Origin of the sequence: Chryseobacterium vietnamense, assembly GCF_031454475.1 — a bacterium.
Classification (GTDB): Bacteria; Bacteroidota; Bacteroidia; order Flavobacteriales; family Weeksellaceae; genus Chryseobacterium; species Chryseobacterium vietnamense.
Window position 1 is genome coordinate 232,654 of sequence record NZ_JAVDQX010000001.1, and the last position, 18,143, is coordinate 250,796.

The window sequence follows — 18,143 nt, forward strand, 5'->3', positions numbered from 1 at the left end:
GTAAATAATTCTAATTTTTTTAATTACTTTTTAATATTTTATTTCAACATTGTTTGAGTTGGTTGTCTTTTTTGTAAAATAAAACGGTTTGACTATTCTGAATATTGTACGTTTTTGTGTTTTATCGTAAACTAATAATTGGAAAAAATGAAGTAACTTTACATTCTCTTTTTATAAAAAAGTTAGAACATTATATGTATTTAATTTTTGACACAGAAACAACCGGTTTACCAAAAAATTTCAACGCTCCGCTTTCAGACTCGGATAACTGGCCAAGAATGGTTCAGATTGCATGGCAAGTGCACGATGATGATGGGAACCTGATTGAAAACCAGGATTATATAATAAAACCTGAAGGGTATGATATCCCCTTTAACGCAGCACGTATTCACGGAATTACCACCAAGATTGCCAATGAGGAAGGACGGGATCTCCAGGAGATTCTTGAAGAGTTTTCTAAAGTCCTTGAAAGGGTAAGGGTGGTATCCGGACATAATGTAGAATTCGACTATAATATTGTAGGAGCAGAATTTTACAGGAAAAACCTTAAAGATAATCTTCAGGAAAAGCCTAAAGCGGATACCATGATTTTGGGAACCGATTTCTGCCAGCTTGGCGGAGGACGTGGAGGAAGATTCAAACCTCCGAAGCTTGAAGAATTGTATGAAAAACTTTATGGAAGCAAATTTGATGAAGCCCATAATGCTGCTGCTGACGTAAATGCTACTGCCAGAGCTTTCTTTGAAATGGTAAGAATTGGAGTAGTACCCGCTGAAACCTTAAAGATTTCAGAAGATCAGCTCGCTTATTTCAGAAGTCTTTATCCGGATCCGATCAAACCCTTCAATATTGTTATCAGAAGGCAGGTCGCTGATTTTCATAATAAGAAAAAACAGCAGGATTTTGGAAGTATTGATGAAATTGATTTAGGTAAATATTTCAATTTTGATAATCACAGTGTTTTCTCTACACTTACCGCTACTTCAAGCATTAATGATTTGATTAAAAAAGCTTCTGATGAAAATTTCCCGGCTGTAGGCATGGTGGATCTTGGAAATATGATGGGTGCTTTTAAGTTTGTTTCAGCAGTAGAGAGTGCTAATAGTGACCGAGCAAAGAAGCATAAAGAATACCTGGCAAAAAAACAGGAAGCTGACGAAAACGGAACAGAATTTAATGAAGTTGAGCCTGTTTCCGAACCGCTTATCCCGGTTGTAGGTTGTGAATTTTATATTTCAGAGCGCTATGAGCAAAAGCAGTTTACGAAAGATGATCCGGACAGGAGAACGCAGGTAGTGCTTTTGGCGAAAGACTTTAATGGATATAAAAATCTGGCAAAGCTTTCCAGTATCGGATTCCTGAAAGGGTTCTATTTTGGAGTTCCAAGGGTGAGCAGGGAATTGATAGCCCAATATAAAGAAGGAGTTATTGCTTTGACTTCCGGAATTATGGGAGATATTCCGGATGCAATCTTAAATACCGGAGAGCAGAAAGGGGAAGAGCTTTTCAAATGGTGGAAAGATACTTTTGAAGATGACTTTTATGTTCAGATTCAAAATCATAAACTGCCTGAAGAAGAGCATTTAAATGATGTTTTACTGCATTTTGCAGATAAATATAATGTTAAAATCTTAGCCCAGAACGAAACTTTTTATACCAATAAAGACGATTCCAATATTCAGGATATTGTAAGCTGTATTAAAGATGGTGAAAAACTGACAACACCTGTTGGGAAAGGATTTGGCAAGAGAAGAGGGCTGGCTACAGGCGAATATTACATCAAGAATTCTGATGAAATAAAAGAAGCCTTTTTAGCGTATCCGGATGCTTTTGATGCTTATGAAGAATTTACGGCAAAGTTCAAGCCTTATACCTTAAAAAGAGACGTACTTCTTCCTAAGTTTGATATTCCGGAAGAGTTTATTCATGCAGAAGATGAGGTTGACGGTGGAAAAAGAGGGGAGATGGCTTATCTTACTTATCTTACCTATGAAGGAGCTAAGAAAAGGTATGTGGAAACTGGGATTACTGATGAAATTAAAGAACGTCTTGACTTTGAGCTTGAGGTAATTGCCAATACCGGTTATCCGGGATACTTCCTTATTGTACAGGATTTCTGTAACGAAGCCCGTAATATGGGAGTTTGGGTCGGCCCGGGAAGGGGTTCTGCTGCAGGATCTGCTGTGGCCTATTGTATCGGAATTACCAATGTAGACCCCATTAAATATGATCTCCTTTTTGAGAGATTCCTAAACCCGGAAAGGGTTTCCATGCCTGATATTGATATTGACTTTGATGACGAAGGACGAGATAAAATCATCAAATGGGTAGTTGAAAAATATGGTAAAACTCAGGTAGCGCAGATTATTACTTACTCAGTATTGGGGGGTAAATCTGCTATTAAAGATGCCGGAAGGGTTTTGGATGTTCCGATTCCTGACACAAATAATATTGCTAAGCTGATTCCTCCAAGCCCCGGAATGAATATCGCAAAAGCTTTAGCAAAATATGATAAATTAAAGCCGGAAGAACAGATGCTTGTTGATGAAATGAGATATGTTCTTGATAGTCCTGATGATGCAAGGCATGGAGTTTTGGCAAGTGCTAAAAAGATGGAGGGCTGTATCAGAAATACCGGAATTCATGCCTGTGGAGTAATCATTACGCCGGAAGATGTGAGTAATCTGGTTCCGGTGACAATTGCTGCAAAAGATGCTGATATCCTGGTATCACAGTTTGACAACTCCGTTGCGGAAAGTGCAGGGCTTCTGAAGATGGATTTCCTGGGGTTGAGAACGCTGACCATTATTAAAGATGCATTGAAGCTGGTAAAGGCAAGATATAATATAGATATCGATCCGGATCTGATTCCACTTGATGACGCCAAAACGTATCAACTGTTTAAAGAAGGAAGAACGGTAGGGATTTTCCAGTATGAAAGTCCCGGGATGCAAAAATATATGAGGGAGCTTAAGCCAACGGTTTTTGCCGATCTTATTGCCATGAACGCACTGTACCGTCCGGGCCCGATCAAATATATTCCAAACTTCATCAACAGAAAGCATGGAATTGAAGAAATTGTCTACGACTTACCGGAAACAGAAGAATATTTAAAAGAAACATACGGGATTACCGTTTATCAGGAGCAGGTAATGCTTTTATCTCAGAAACTGGCCAATTTTACCAAAGGTGAAGCCGATACTTTGAGAAAAGCAATGGGTAAAAAACAGATCGATGTTCTTAATAAAATGTACCCGAAATTTATTGAAGGAGGTAGAAAAAACAACCTGAATGAAGAGAGGTTAGAGAAAATCTGGAATGACTGGAAAGCCTTTGCGGAATATGCATTTAACAAATCTCACTCAACGTGTTATGCCTTTATTGCTTATCAGACAGCCTTTTTAAAAGCCAATTACCCGGCAGAATATATGGCGAGTGTAATGAGTAATAACATTAACAATACGGATTCAATTACCATGTTTATGGAGGATTGTAAAAGTATAGGGGTTGATGTATTGGGACCGGATGTGAATGAATCTCAATACAAATTCTCCGTAAACGAAAAAGGACAGATCCGTTTCGGACTGGGAGCGATCAAAGGAATTGGGGAAGGACCAAGTGAGGCAATTACAAGAGAAAGAGAAAACGGAAGATTTAAAAATATTTATGATTTCTTTGAAAGAATAATGCCTTCTCAGATGAATAAGAGGGTAGCGGAAAGTTTAGTGCTTGCCGGTGCTTTTGATGAACTTGATAGTTTCCATAGGGGTCAGTATTTTGATATTGACATGGCAGGAAAGACAAATCTTGAAAGATTAATCAGATATGGACAGAGTTTCCAGGAAAGCAAAAATGAGATGGAACATTCTTTATTTGCAGATTTTGCGGAAGAAGTTCAGATTGAGCAGCCAAAACTGGCACCTTGTCCGGAATGGCCTAATATGCATAAGCTTAATAAAGAAAAAGAGATCATAGGTTTCTATCTTTCTGCGCATCCGCTGGATGAGTTTAAATATCAGTTCCAGTTTATGCAGGGGCAGCTTTCTAAAAAATCTGTTCTTGAAAAAAATGATGAGGGTAAAGTTGTTACAGATGAAGCACCTGTTTTGGAACAGGATACTCCGGATGATGCTGTAGATCTTACGGAAATTATCTCAGATGATGTGGTGGCAGGTGAAGAGGAAGTAGTGGAAGAGGTGACTAAAAAAGCAGAGCCAAAAGGAAATTTCTTATTCCTGAATCTGGATGAGGTAGATGCCTACAAAGAGCAGGCTTTTTCCAATAAACAGGAAGAACTTTTTGAGGAGAAAAAGAAAGAGTGGAAAACCCTTCAGAAAGAAAGAGAAAATGGAGGCGGCGGAAAAGAATATACTGTAGCAGGCCTTATCACTGAATATAGAGTTCAGGATGGTTTCAGAAGTGGTGAGAAAGTAGCTTTTGTTACGTTAGAAGATTATTCCGGTTCATACTCATTCAGGTTGGGAGACAGGGATTATATGAGGCTGAAAGAAAAACTGGAAGTTCAGAGATTTGTCATTTTTAAAATAAAATTCGCTCAGGTAAAAGATGGAAGGGTCTTCGTTAATGTAAATGATGTAATAGAACTTCAGGAAGCATTTGAACGATTTGCCAAAAGTATATCTTTGGTAATGGATGTAATGGATGTAAGACCTGAAGATCTCGACTTTTTCAGAACGGTCCTCGATAGAAACAAAGGAAATCAGAAATTGAAATTCTTTATCAAAAACCTGGAAGATGACTCTCATATTGAAGTGCAGTCTATGAAACATTCAGTGGATCTCAATGGAGATCTGATTAAAGAAATTCAATTGCTTAATAAATATGAGTTTTATTTAAATTAGAAAAACTATGTTATACTATAAGGAGTGGCTTATGCCGCTCTTTTTTTTGTTTATATATTTTCAATATTGATGAAAAATTTTAAATAGTTTTTTATGTTAAATAGAAAAATTTACTGAAGTCTATTTTAATTGTATGGTATTTAAGTATTTGATAATTAGAATTTTAATATTTTTCATCATATTGCGAAATAATTATTTAAATTAAATAAATGTTTAGTTTTGTTATGTTTTAATGGTGATTTTGGTTGTTTTCATGTAAAAAATTATGATAATTTTTAATATTTCGTCTAAAAATTAAATTAATATTTATACATTTACCGCCCAAACTATTATTATTACTATTTTATGAAGAAATTACTACTTTCGTGTTTAGCCTCCCTGAGTATGGGAGTCTATGCACAAACCAATGTTGCCAACTATACTTTTTCAAAAAGTACTGGGGTAGCTTACACCTCGATTACAGGAGGTACAAAATTATTTCCTACCGGAACCAATACTACTTATGACAATGAAGTATCCGCGGCAATTCCTCTGTCTTCTCCTTTTAATTTCGGCGGCGTTTCTATGACTACATGTTATATAAGTGCCAATGGATTTATAACTTTTGGAGCTGCCCCTTCAGGGACAAATTATACTCCAATGTCATCTTTAGGAACAACTACAGGAGCAATTTCCGCTTTTGGACAGGATGGAGGTTTCTCATCATCGGATGCAACACAGCCGCCTGGAAATCATGAAGTAAGATATGAGGATCTGGGAACTGAATTTGTTGTGCAGTGGCAGGATCATGCTAATTATAGTAACCGGTCTACCGAAAGATTGAACTTTCAGATCCGTCTGGTGTATGCTACAGGTGAAATCAAAATTATTTATGGAAACTGTACAGACCCGGGAACCAGTACTTCAAATAGTACTCCTCAGGTAGGAATAAGAGGAAACAGTACTACTTACGCATCCAATGTAAATTCTCTGATGATTGGAAATGTACCTAACGGAACTACCTGTGATTGGTCTAAAGCAGTTACTGGTAGTGCTAATAACAGTACTATGCTTTTCTCCAGTACAACCAATGCAAACGTTAAAATTCCGGCTGGTTTACAATATAAATGGACTCCCGGTACTCAGGCGCCTGTAAGAACTTTTGCTGCTGCAACCGCAATCACCAATAGTGCTGCAACTGTAAACTGGACCGCTCCAACCGGGGCAACCGGCTATAATGTTCAGTATAGAGCAGTTGGAAGCTGCGATTGGACAGATCTTGTGGGCAATCCCGTTTCTGCTGCTTCTGCTACAATTACAGGTCTTACTCAGAATACTGCCTACCAGGTTCAGGTACAGGCTTTAAATGGTGCGGTACAATCCGTGTATTCTCATATTCCAAATGCTGCCGGATCCGGAAGCGGATATGCGTCTGCAGGATCTTTTTCAACTACACCGAACTGCGCAAGTACAGTAACCGGCCTTTCTTCTGCTGCTCTGACTCCTGAATCTGCAACGATAAGCTGGACGGCCTCAACAACACCTCCGGGTAATGGATATGAATATTATTATTCTACCAATTCAACTGCTCCGATTTCAACAGTTACTCCTTCGGGTTCTGTAGGTGCAGGGGTAACAACAGCTAACTTATCAGGTTTGACCCCTTCAACTCAGTATTACTATTGGGTGAGAGGAAACTGTAACGGAACAGATAAAGGGGTATGGTCAAGCTCGGCTAACTTTACAACATTAGGTCTTTGTCCTACAGTAACAGCTCCGGCTTCCAGCGCTACAGGAGTAAGTGTAACTCCTACCATTACATGGAATGCCATAAATGGAGCTGCAGGATACAAACTAAAAGTCGGAACCACTTCAGGAGGAAATGATGTTCTAGATATGGATATCGCGGGTGGAGCTAATAATTCTTATGCAATCACTACACCTCTCAACTATGTTACTACATATTATTACTCTGTTACTGCGTATACTGCCAATATTGCAGGTCCTGCGACAGCATGTACAGTAAGGTCATTCCAGACAGTGTGTAGCTCAACTGGCTTACCATATACTTTAGATTTTGAAAGTGTTACTACTCCGGCTTTACCGACTTGTACAACAGTTATTAATAGCGGTTCAGGGAATTTATGGAAAACAGCAACTGCTCCAACCGGATTTACGGGGAAAGTGCTTAATTATTCATACAACAGTAGTAATGCAGCCAATACATGGTTTTTTACACAAGGTTTAAACCTTACAGCGGGCGTTAGCTATAGAATTAAATATAAATATGCAAACGCAACCGGTACAACACAATATCCTGAGAAAGTAAAAGTGGCGTACGGATCTTCTCCTTCAAGTTCGGCAATGACGAATACCATAGCAGATCATGGTAATATTACCGGTGGAACTGTTACAAATACTTTTACAGACTTTACCCCAAGCGCAACAGGAGTTTATTATATCGGATTCCAGGCATATTCTCTTGCAGATATGAATCAAATCTATGTTGATGATATCAATATAGATGTTACTCCTACTTGTTCAGAGCCATCTGCTGTGACAGTTTCAGCGATTACAACTACTGGAGCAAGTGTTTCATGGACAGCTCCTGCCACAGTACCTGGAAGTGGATATGAGTATTACTATTCTACAAGCAGTACAGCTCCTACCGCTTCTACAACAGCTTTGGGAACCAGTACTACAACTTCAGCTCCTCTATCCGGACTTTCTCCTTCCACTACCTATTATTTATGGGTGAGATCGGTTTGCAGTTCTTCTGATAAGAGTGCATGGAGTTCTACCGTTGCTGTTTTCAATACACTTTGTGGAACAGTTATGGCACCTTTTGTTCAAAACTTTGACAATGGAGCAGCACCAAGCTGCTGGAACAATGTAAACCCTACAGCAACAGGTACGGATGCGACTCTTTTCTGGAAATTTGCAGGAAGTGCAGATTATGGTGCAAGCCCGGCTAATAACCAAAAAGCAGCTGGTACCTATGCATGGGTGGATGCGAGTTCACCATATGCAGGAGCTGGTGTAAACACTGTACAATTAGTTACTCCTTCTGTAAATTTAACGGGATTAACTGCGCCAATTGTTTCTTTTGACTGGTTTAAAAACCATTCTACGTCAAGTGGTACTACAGTTTCTCCTTCTACTTATGATAATAATAAACTTACGGTAGAGGTAAATGATGGAAACGGTTGGGTAGTGATCTTTAGTGATAATACCAACTTAAATCAATGGAGAACAGTTGCTGTTCCTTTAGCAGCTTCTTATATCGGAGCAACTATTCAGGTGAGGTTTACTGTAGATAAAAATGTGAGTGGTAACGGATACTTCTATGATGATGTTCTTTTAGATAATGTGGAAGTAAAGCAGAACCCTAATTTGGCAACTTCTGAAACTGCAATAAAAGAGAATAAGCTTACTGTATATCCTAATCCGTTTACAGATAGATTAACGATCTCTGATGTATCCAAAGTACAATCTGTTTCAATTGTTGATGTTTCCGGAAGATTGATTAAAACAATAGAAAAACCTTCTTCTGAACTTCAGTTGAGAGATCTTAAAGAAGGATTGTATTTAGTAATCCTGAATATGAAAGACGGATCTAAACAAACCGTTAAAGCAATTAAAAGATAAAATAATTTCTTACTAATAAAGAGAGAGACTGTTCAATTTGAGCAGTCTCTTTTTTTTACAGACAGAATTATCTTTTGTTGAAAGAAAATTTATATTTATTGCCATATGATGAAAAAAATATTTTTTTTATTGCTGATTTTCACTAGATTTGAGTAACTAATATTGATTTATATGAAAAATTTTTTACTCGTTGGTTTGTTAATGACTGGCTTTTTATCCTCTGCGCAGACGTATTGTACCCCTGCGTTTGCCAGTGGCTGTAGTGGTGGGGATATGATAGATACTTTTGCAATTCCGGGTGCCGGATTTGATCATTCTAATACAGGATGTTCTGCTAACTCATATGGAGATTATACTTCTATGACGATCAACCTTAGTGCAGGTTTAAGTTATGATTTTAGCGTTAAACATGATTATAGTGATCAGAATGTCCGTATCTGGATAGATTTTAATAATGACGGAACTTTTGATGATGCAGCTCCTGAGCTGGTAGCTTCTGCAAGTAGTACTCTTGTGGGGGCAAACAATATTACTGCGGGACTAATAACAATTCCTTCTACCGTTACTCCTGGTACTTACAGGATGAGAGTAGGAGACAGATTCTCCGGAGATCCTATTCCGTGTAATACAGATGGGTATGGAGAAGCTCATGATTATACGGTGGTAATCGGTGCGGTTCCAACGTGTTTTGCACCTTCTGCTTTAACGGTATCTGCTATTACTGCCAATTCTGCCCAGGTAGGGTGGACGGCTCCTGCTTCTGCACCGGGAAGCGGCTATGAATATTATTATTCCACTTCCAGTACGTATCCTACTGCTGCTACAGTGGTTTCCGGGACAAGCAGTGGATTAACTGCCAATCTGCCTTCACTTGCTCCAGCTACTATTTACCATGTGTGGGTGCGTTCTGCATGCAGTTCTTCCAATAAGAGTGCATGGTCTCAAATGGCAACATTTATGACGTCATGTGTTGCTGTGGGAGTGCCATACGCATTGGATTTTGAAAGTATAACGCCGCCTGATATGCCAAGTTGTACCTCAGTACTTAATGATGGTGCAGGAAATATTTGGGAGACAGGGGATCTGGATGCACAGGGATTCACCGGAAATGTTCTTCAATATTCTTACGACTATGCCGATAATGCTGATACGTGGTTTTTCACCAACGGTATTAATCTTACTGCAGGAGTGACCTACAGAATAAAATATAAATATGCCAACGCAGAAGGAACTGTATATGCTGAAAAGCTTAAAGTGGCCTATGGGACTTCTGCTACTTCAGCGGGAATGACCAATACTTTAGCAGACCACTCGAATATTGTTATCAGTACTGCAACAAGTGCTTTTGTAAACTTTACTCCAACAACTACAGGGGTTTATTATTTTGGATTCCAGGCCTATTCTGATGCCAATATGAATAAATTATATGTTGATGATATTAATATAGATGTAGCTCCGGCTTGTAGTGAACCTAATGCATTAGCTATTTCAAATATTACTGCTGCGGGAGCTATGGTTTCCTGGGCAGCCGCCAGTCCTGTACCAGCCAGCGGATATGATATTTATTACAGCACAACCAATACAGCACCTACAGCAACAAGCACACCTAATTTTACAGGAGTTACAGCAACCACTTATAATATTCCTGGTTTAGCTGCTTCTACTGCTTATTATGTGTGGGTAAGATCTGCATGTAGTGCAACAAGTAAAAGTATATGGAGTGATCATGCTACCTTTACCACATTGTGTTCAAGCGCGAATCTTCCTTATACGATAGATTTTGAAAATGTGACTGTTCCGGATCTGCCTGGTTGTACAATGAATGTTAATGCTGGAACTGGAAATGATTGGGAAACCACGGATCCTCCTTCTGATAGTCAGGGATTCACTACCAATGTGTTGAAATATCAGTATAACTCTTCCAATTCCGGTAATGCATGGTTCTTTACACAGGGACTGAACTTAACAGCAGGAGTACAGTATACAATCAGTTATAAATATGGTAATAATTCATCAACCTATGTTGAAAAATTAAAAGTTGCCTATGGAACTTCAGCAGATGCAGCTGCTATGACAGGTTCTATCGCAGATTACCCATCAATCAATGATGAAACTGCCCATACAGAATCTATAACGTTTACCGTTCCTGCAACAGGCGTGTATTTCTTCGGATTTAATGCTTATTCGGATCCGGATCAGTATAATCTGTATATTGATGATATCAGTATTAACAATGCTAATCTGGCAACATCTGAGGTGGCAATAGCGAAAAATAATATTCAGGTGTATCCTAATCCATTTACGGATGTATTGAATATCTCGGATGTGAAGAATGTAAAAAATGTATCTGTGACAGATGCTACAGGAAGATTAGTCAAAACAGTCACCAACCCGGAATCTACGATCCATTTAAGAGAGTTAATGCAGGGAGTTTATTTGGTAACACTTGAAATGAAAGACGGATCTAAGCAGACGATCAAAGTCATTAAAAAATAATTCATCATTTAAATAAAAAAAGGAAGGCGGGTCATCGATGATCCGTCTTTTTTTATGGAGATTGAGTACAATTTGATTTAAAAGGAGGTATGAAAAAAGATGAGCGAAATATTCACTCATCTTTTTAATTTTGTCGTATAGTTCTTTTTTGATTAGAAATGATTTTCCATCACTCATTACTCATTACTCATTACTCATTACTTATTTGGTACAGGCTGTATTTCTCCTTTATTCATAAGGTCAAAAACAGTAGGGAAGAACATTACTAATATAAAGTAGATAATGATCATCAGTACGATAAGTGCAAAAAGAATAATCACTAAGCTATTGGGTCTGTTTTTCTTTTTTGGTTCCATGATTTTGTGGTATTTGGTGATTAAATTTTGTTTATACCAGATATTAAGCTAATTTCTTGCCACATTTCTTACAATACCTTGCGTCATCATCAATGTCTTCATTACCACAGCGTTCACATATCAATTCCAGATTTTGTCTTTTGTTTCTCATTTCTGCTGTTACAATACCGGTAGGAACCGCAATGATGGAATAACCTGCCAGCATCAGAACAACAGCGAAAAACTTCCCTAGCGGTGTAATAGGCGATACATCACCATATCCCACAGTAGTTACTGTAACAACCGCCCAGTAAATAGATTGTGGTATTGTTTCAAAACCCTGCCTTCCGCCTTCTACCATAAACATAAGTGAGCCTACAATAACCGAGAAAATGATCAGGAACAACAGGAAGATGTAAATTTTTCTTGAACTGTTTTTTAAAGCTCTTACAATTAAATATCCATCGTTCATAAAATCCAGCAAATTGAAAATCCTGAAGATTCTCAACATTCTCAGCATCCTGAAAATCAGGAAATACTTAGTAATGGGAAAGAAAAAACTAAGGAAGAAAGGAACAAGAGCCAGAAAATCAATAATTCCGAAAAAACTGAATATATAACTCCGTTTATTCTTTACCACTGCAATACGCATAGAATATTCAACGGTGAAGAAAATTGAGATCACCCATTCAAGAATCAGAAAGGTATAATGGAATCTTTTATCAAGCTTAGGTACACTTTCCATCATAATGATAGCCGTACTTGCAAGAATTAACGACAATAATATGATATCGAACAGTTTTCCAAGCTTCGTATCGGAGCGATAAATTATCCGGTAAAGGAATCTTTTCCAAAGAGTGTCCTCAGGAATCAGATTATGTTCTCTTTCCATTTATATGGGGTTATTTCACAGCGAAGTTAATAATTTATATAAAGTATACGGTAAATATATGATTGTTAAAAGAATCTCGCAAATGTTAATGAAAAATCTATCATTTAAAAGTGAATTATTTTATATTAATTATATGATTTTCAATGTATTATATTAAGTAAAATACGAATAAAATATGACATATAAAAATGTTTTTTTTAACATTTTTAATCATCAAGTTTGTAATTTTATTCTACAAAAGCTTTATATCATGAGAAAAATTTTAACCTTGTTTATTCTGTTTTTCATAAGCAGTTTTGTGTATGCTCAGGTTGGGATTAATACTTCAGCACCGAACGGAGCTTCAGTACTGGATATAGTGTCCAACCAGAAAGGAATTCTTATTCCTCGTCTTACTGATACGGACCGGGATAACAACCTGGCTGATAATGACGTTTCCACAGTACCTCCTGCAGGTGTAGTAAACGCTAACCTTACTGCAGGAACCCTTATTTTTAATACGACAACGAATAACTTCCAGTACTGGGATGGTACCCTCTGGAGACAGCTTTTTGTTCCCACATCTTCTCAGGCTGGTAACGACGGTGTCGTTAAAGTAAATTCTGGAAACGCAAATGTAAAACCCTCATTCAGTTTAAGTGCTGCAGGAAGCGGCTATGGACCAAGACAACAGGTGCTTTATAACGCTCCGTTAGTCTTTGCTGCAAGCCCTACCACAAGCTGGCCGGAAACAACCGTTCCCTTTCCAGGTGTTACCAGCAATATCTATATCGCAGCCACCGGTAAATGGAGAGAAAATGAAATTAACGGGCAGGTTCATTTTTGGAGAGCAATCGCTACAATCACTCCAGGTTCCAACTCTTCAGGATCCATAAAAGCTACTTTTAAAAATCCCGATTCCGGTTTTGAAATCAATTCTATCCAGTTGGTTCCAAGCGGCTCCAGTGGAACAGGTAACATTCTTACCTTTTATTTCTATACCATTGCGGACCCTGCGAGTCTTGATCCGGGAAAAGGCTATCAGCTTTTTATGGAATCCGACATCAACTGTGGCGTAGTAGTAGAATCCTTTACAAGAGTATCACTTTTCAAAGATTAACAGTCTATTTAGTTCTTTTTAATATCAAAATGAAACCGGTTGAAGAAAGCCGGTTTTTTTATTGCTGCAGAATTTTTTTAGAAATTTTGGTAAAATTAATATCTTCGCTGTAACCGTAAAATATAAATTAATGAAGCTAAAAACTGTAATTGCAAAGATTGAGGAGGAGATCAGCATCAGACAGGCAGAAGATTTTGATAATGTAGGATTGTTGTGTGGTGTTTATGACCGTGATGTATCAGGAATTCTGGTTTGCCATGATGCGCTGGAAAATGTAGTAGATGAGGCCATTGAGAGAAACTGTAATCTGGTTGTATGTTTTCATCCCATCATATTTTCCGGACTAAAATCTTTAACAGGGAAGAACTATGTAGAGAGAGCTGTTTTAAAAGCTATTGAAAACAAAGTAGCCATCTATGCCATCCACACTGCGTTTGATAATGATTTCTATGGGGTGAACTACGGTATATGCAGTCAGTTGGGACTAAAGAATATGAAGATTCTTCAGCCGAAGGAAAATAATTTAAAACAGTTGACGGTTTTTGTTCCCGGAGAGTATTCAGAAAAAGTGAAAGAAGCCATGTTCTCAGCCGGAGCAGGAAATATCGGATTTTATGATGAGTGCAGTTTTACAGTGAATGGTAACGGAACATTCACGCCTAAAGAAGGCTCAAATCCGTTTTCAGGACAGCAGGGAATTCGCGAAAATGCAGATGAAGATATGATCTCTGTGATTTTTGAAGGGTTTAAACAAGGACAGATTGTGGGAGCCATGAAAGCAGCACATCCGTACGAAGAGGTAGCCTATCAGGTTTATAATCTGGATAATAAAAATCATCATGCCGGATTAGGAATGTATGGTGATCTGGAAGAGGAAATGGATGAAAAAGATTTCCTTGGGTTTGTAAAAGAAAAATTTGGTCTGGAGGTGATAAAACATTCCTCTTTTAACAATAAAAAAATCAAAAGAGTAGGGGTTTTGGGAGGCTCCGGGGCAAGTGGAATAAGATCTGCAGCTGCCAGAAAGTGTGATGCTTACCTTACCGGAGATCTTAAATATCACGACTATTTTCTTGCTGAGTCTAAAATGCTGATCTGTGATATAGGACATTATGAATCGGAACAATTGGTTACCCAACAATTATTTGAAATTTTATCACAAAAATTTAGTACATTTGCAATTTCAAAATCTATTGAAAAAACAAACCCAGTAAATTATTTCATTTAAATATGGCAAAAACCAACGATATTTCAGTTGAAGAAAAATTAAGAGCTTTATACGATTTACAGATCATTGATTCAAGATTGGATGAAATCCGAAATACTAGAGGAGAATTGCCAATTGAAGTTGAAGATCTTGAAATTGAAATTGAAGGTCTTGAAAAAAGAGCTGAAAAATTTCATGCTGATATCAAAGATCAGGACGATCAGATCAAAACGAAGCATGAAGTGATTAACCATGCTAAAACTTTAATTGAGAAATACAAATCTCAACAGGATAATGTAAGAAACAATAAAGAGTTTGAAGCATTAGGGAAGGAAATGGAATTCCAGGATCTGGAAATTCAGCTTGCTGAAAAAAGAATTAAAGAATTCGCAGCTAAAATTGCTCACAAAAACGAAACTTTAAGCGAACTGAACGCTAAGATCGATGATTTGAAAAGCCATTTGAAATTCAAGAAAGAAGAATTGGATGGTCTTATTTCTGAAACACAGAAAGAAGAAGAATATCTTTTAGAGCAGTCTAAAGAATTCGCCGCTAAAATTGATGAGAGATTATTGGCTTCTTACAACAGAATCAGAACCAACTCTATCAACGGACTTGCTGTAGTAGGATTAGAAAGAGGAGCTCCAAAAGGATCTTTCTTCACTATCCCTCCTCAAAAGCAGATGGAAATTGCTCAGAGAAAGAAAATCATTATTGATGAACACTCCGGAAAAATCCTTGTTGATGATGAATTGGTAATGGAAGAAAACGAAAAAATGAAATCTGTAATTAAATTCTAATTATTGATTTTAACTTATACGAAAGCTGTTTCAGAAATGAAACAGCTTTTTTTGGATATATGTAGTATATAATTTTTTTAGTTTTTAAATAAAAGATAAAATTATACTTATTTTAACTGTTTATTGTTTATATTTTTCAATCAAACCTTAAAGTGTTAAATTATTGTTAATATAATGTATTTATTTGTATATTTGTTTTAATAAGGACTGTTGAGGTGTCGTTTTTAAACAAACAGATTTCAGCAGTAGATAAACAGGCAACTAGATTCTGTAGATTATACCAAAAGTAAATATCTATTAATTATAGCTTCATTAATATAATCAAAAATGATTTTTATAAATAATATCATTGGGATATTCAATTTATATGAAACCAAAAAAATTATATATAATGAAAAAATTATTGATGGGATTTTTATCTCTTTTAAGTTACTGTCTCCTGGGACAACTGGGTAATGTTGGTATTAATACAGTAACACCCGGAAGTACATTGGAAATTAACGGAAGCCTTGCTGCACAGTACCGGTTAGTATCAGCGGATTACAATATGAGTATTACAGATTATTATGTAGCTTATAATGGTAGTTCTGCCGGAACCATAACACTACCTGGAGCTATTGCTGCCTATCCCGTACAGGGGCATATCAAAGGACGCGTGTATTATATCAAAAACACAGGAAATTTCAATGTCACCATAGCAGCCAATGGAAGTGAACTGATAGATAACCAGCCGGGTGCTGCCGCATCATCCATAGGATTGGGGCAAGGATGGGCTGCAATCCTGATTAGCAATGGTAACGCGGGTGCCGGGGTAACGTGGGAAGCAGTAGTCATCAATCCAAATAATGCCATTAATACCATTATCGGCATGTCATCAAGCTCCACTTACAGCTTACCTTCAACGGCGAACTTCAATTCCGGTATTCCACAGGTGCTGCCTTTTACTGTGTCTGAAGTACAGATTAATCAGGGATCAACTGCTTCCTGGGATGCAGCAAATAACCGCTTTGTCATTAATGAAACAGGGGTTTATGAGCTGGATGCTTTGTCTTATTTCGGGGCAGGAGGAACTACAGGATCAAGTAATTATATTGGCGTTAATCTGGGTATTACAAAAAATGGAACGGCTGCAGCCAATATTATTGCCGGTACCCGTTCAAATATCGGACAGCTTATTGCCGGGGCAGGGAATACACCTATTTCATTTCATTGCCTGGTAAATTTAGTTGCTGGTGACGTTATCTATCTAACAATCTATAGAGGATCGTTTGACACTGCTACAGGAACAGTGCAGTCACAGGCACCTTCGGGAGTGTCTGAATCCCGTCATTTCACTCTTAAAAAATTGTAAAGGAATGAAGAAAAAATATTTTCCACAGATGAAAAACCGCTTCAAATGAAGCGGTTTTTTTTTTATTCATGATGAGCATATATCTTATTGTATAAAGCAATAAATTTTCTTTTGTGGCTTTCTCTTCAGTTTTAACGTTGGAGTAAGCAGTCCGCTTTTGGTGTTCTGTGCTTCGGGAGTTTTTGGACAAAAGGTGAAATCATACTTGTTTTTAATCGTATCGTCTGTATTTTTTTATAGTATTGTAGGTAATATTTAAAATATTATTAACATATTGTATTTATTTGTATATTTGTTTTAATGAGGTATGTGAAGCTTTGTGTATTTTTAAATGAATAGACAAGTTTCAGCAGGAGATAAACAGGCAACTCAGTTTTATAGATTATCACCAGAGAAAAATACTATTAATTATAGTTTCATTCATATAATCAAAAATGATTTTGTATAAAATAATATCATTTGTACATTCTGATATTCAAATTATACACAACCAAAAAATTATATATCATGAAAAAATTATTAATGGGGTTTTTATCTCTTTTAAGTTATTGCCTTCTAGGGCAGTTAGGGAATGTTGGTATTAATACAGTCACTCCCGGAAGTACATTGGAAATTAACGGAAGCCTTGCAGCGCAATACCGTCTGATATCTGCGGATTACAATATGAGTATTACAGATTATTATGTAGCTTATAATGGTAGTTCTGTCGGAACCATAACACTACCGACAGCTACGGTGGCTTATCCCGCACAAGGTCATATTAAAGGACGGACATATTATATTAAAAACACAGGCAGTTTCAATGTTATCATAACAGCCAATGGAAGTGAGCTGATCGATAATCAGACAGGTCTGCCCGTATCATCCATTGGTTTAGGACAGGGATGGTTTGTCATGTTAATAAGTAACGGAGCTACAGGAGGTGTGGTCACCTGGGAAGCAGTAGTTATAAATCCAACCACTTCTATTAATACTATTATCAGTATGTCATCAAACTCTACTTATAATTTACCTTCGACCGCTAATTTTAATTCCGGTATTCCACAAGTACTGCCTTTTACTGCCGGCGAAGTACAGGTTAATCAAGGCTCAACCGCTTCGTGGGATGCTGCAAACAACCGTTTTGTTATTAATGAAACAGGTATCTATGAACTGGATGCTTTGTCCTATTTCGGAGCTGGAGGTACTACAGGGACCAGCAGTTACATTGGAGTTAACCTGGGTATTACAAAAAATGGAATAGGTGCAGCGAACGTTATTGCTGGTACCCGTGCAAATATAGGACAGGCTGTGGCTGGTGCAGGAAATACACCAGTTTCATTCCATTGTCTGGTAAATTTAACAGCAGGGGATGTTATTCATTTAACGATGTATAGAGGGGCTTTTGATTCTGCTACAGGAACAGTGCAGTCACAGGCGCCTGCCGGTGTTTCTGAGGCCCGTCATTTTAGTCTGAAGAAATTATAAGGATGAA

The 18,143-nt window shown here is 37.5% G+C and carries 10 protein-coding genes; 8 read left to right on the forward strand and 2 right to left on the reverse strand.

From position 1 onward, the window contains the following. Nucleotides 1-194 precede the first annotated feature (194 nt). The 3 genes from dnaE (at nucleotide 195) to J2786_RS01045 (ending at nucleotide 10,985) form a co-directional block, all read left to right on the forward strand. Nucleotides 195-4,862 (forward strand): DNA polymerase III subunit alpha, encoded by a 4,668-nt coding sequence (gene dnaE, locus J2786_RS01035; RefSeq protein ID WP_047432451.1) that lies wholly within the window; start codon nucleotides 195-197, stop codon nucleotides 4,860-4,862. 345 nt (nucleotides 4,863-5,207) lie between these two features. Beyond that, nucleotides 5,208-8,489: a fibronectin type III domain-containing protein gene (locus J2786_RS01040; RefSeq protein WP_082001978.1), complete on the forward strand. Its 3,282-nt coding sequence runs from the start codon at nucleotides 5,208-5,210 to the stop codon at nucleotides 8,487-8,489. A 171-nt stretch (nucleotides 8,490-8,660) separates the two neighbouring features. Further along, nucleotides 8,661-10,985 (forward strand): GEVED domain-containing protein, encoded by a 2,325-nt coding sequence (locus tag J2786_RS01045; RefSeq protein ID WP_082001977.1) that lies wholly within the window; start codon nucleotides 8,661-8,663, stop codon nucleotides 10,983-10,985. Between the two features lie 197 nt (nucleotides 10,986-11,182). On the opposite strand, the gene J2786_RS01050 is transcribed toward J2786_RS01045, so the two are convergent. Together J2786_RS01050 and J2786_RS01055 are read right to left on the reverse strand one after the other, a co-directional pair. Continuing rightward, nucleotides 11,183-11,341: a hypothetical protein gene (locus tag J2786_RS01050; RefSeq protein WP_156121462.1), complete on the reverse strand. Its 159-nt coding sequence runs from the start codon at nucleotides 11,339-11,341 to the stop codon at nucleotides 11,183-11,185. Between the two features lie 43 nt (nucleotides 11,342-11,384). Then, entirely contained in the window at nucleotides 11,385-12,212 is an 828-nt protein-coding gene (locus J2786_RS01055) for an ion transporter (RefSeq protein ID WP_047432443.1), read from the reverse strand. A gap of 250 nt (nucleotides 12,213-12,462) precedes the next feature. Here J2786_RS01055 and J2786_RS01060 point away from each other — a divergent pair, with 250 nt between their 5' ends. From J2786_RS01060 to J2786_RS01080, 5 genes are all read left to right on the forward strand, one after another. Next, the gene (locus J2786_RS01060; RefSeq protein ID WP_310023646.1) at nucleotides 12,463-13,311 is read left to right on the forward strand and encodes a phage tail-like protein; all 849 of its coding nucleotides are present in this window, start codon (nucleotides 12,463-12,465) and stop codon (nucleotides 13,309-13,311) included. 130 nt (nucleotides 13,312-13,441) lie between these two features. Then, a complete protein-coding gene (locus J2786_RS01065; protein ID WP_047433359.1) occupies nucleotides 13,442-14,539 on the forward strand; it encodes a Nif3-like dinuclear metal center hexameric protein in 1,098 nt (365 codons plus the stop codon). Nucleotides 14,540-14,541: 2 nt separating this feature from the next. Beyond that, nucleotides 14,542-15,318 (forward strand): zinc ribbon domain-containing protein, encoded by a 777-nt coding sequence (locus tag J2786_RS01070; protein WP_047432438.1) that lies wholly within the window; start codon nucleotides 14,542-14,544, stop codon nucleotides 15,316-15,318. 391 nt (nucleotides 15,319-15,709) lie between these two features. After that, complete coding sequence (locus J2786_RS01075; RefSeq protein ID WP_142014324.1) at nucleotides 15,710-16,669, forward strand: hypothetical protein; 960 nt, start codon at nucleotides 15,710-15,712, stop codon at nucleotides 16,667-16,669. Between the two features lie 507 nt (nucleotides 16,670-17,176). Then, complete coding sequence (locus J2786_RS01080; protein ID WP_310023649.1) at nucleotides 17,177-18,136, forward strand: hypothetical protein; 960 nt, start codon at nucleotides 17,177-17,179, stop codon at nucleotides 18,134-18,136. Nucleotides 18,137-18,143 lie beyond the last annotated feature (7 nt).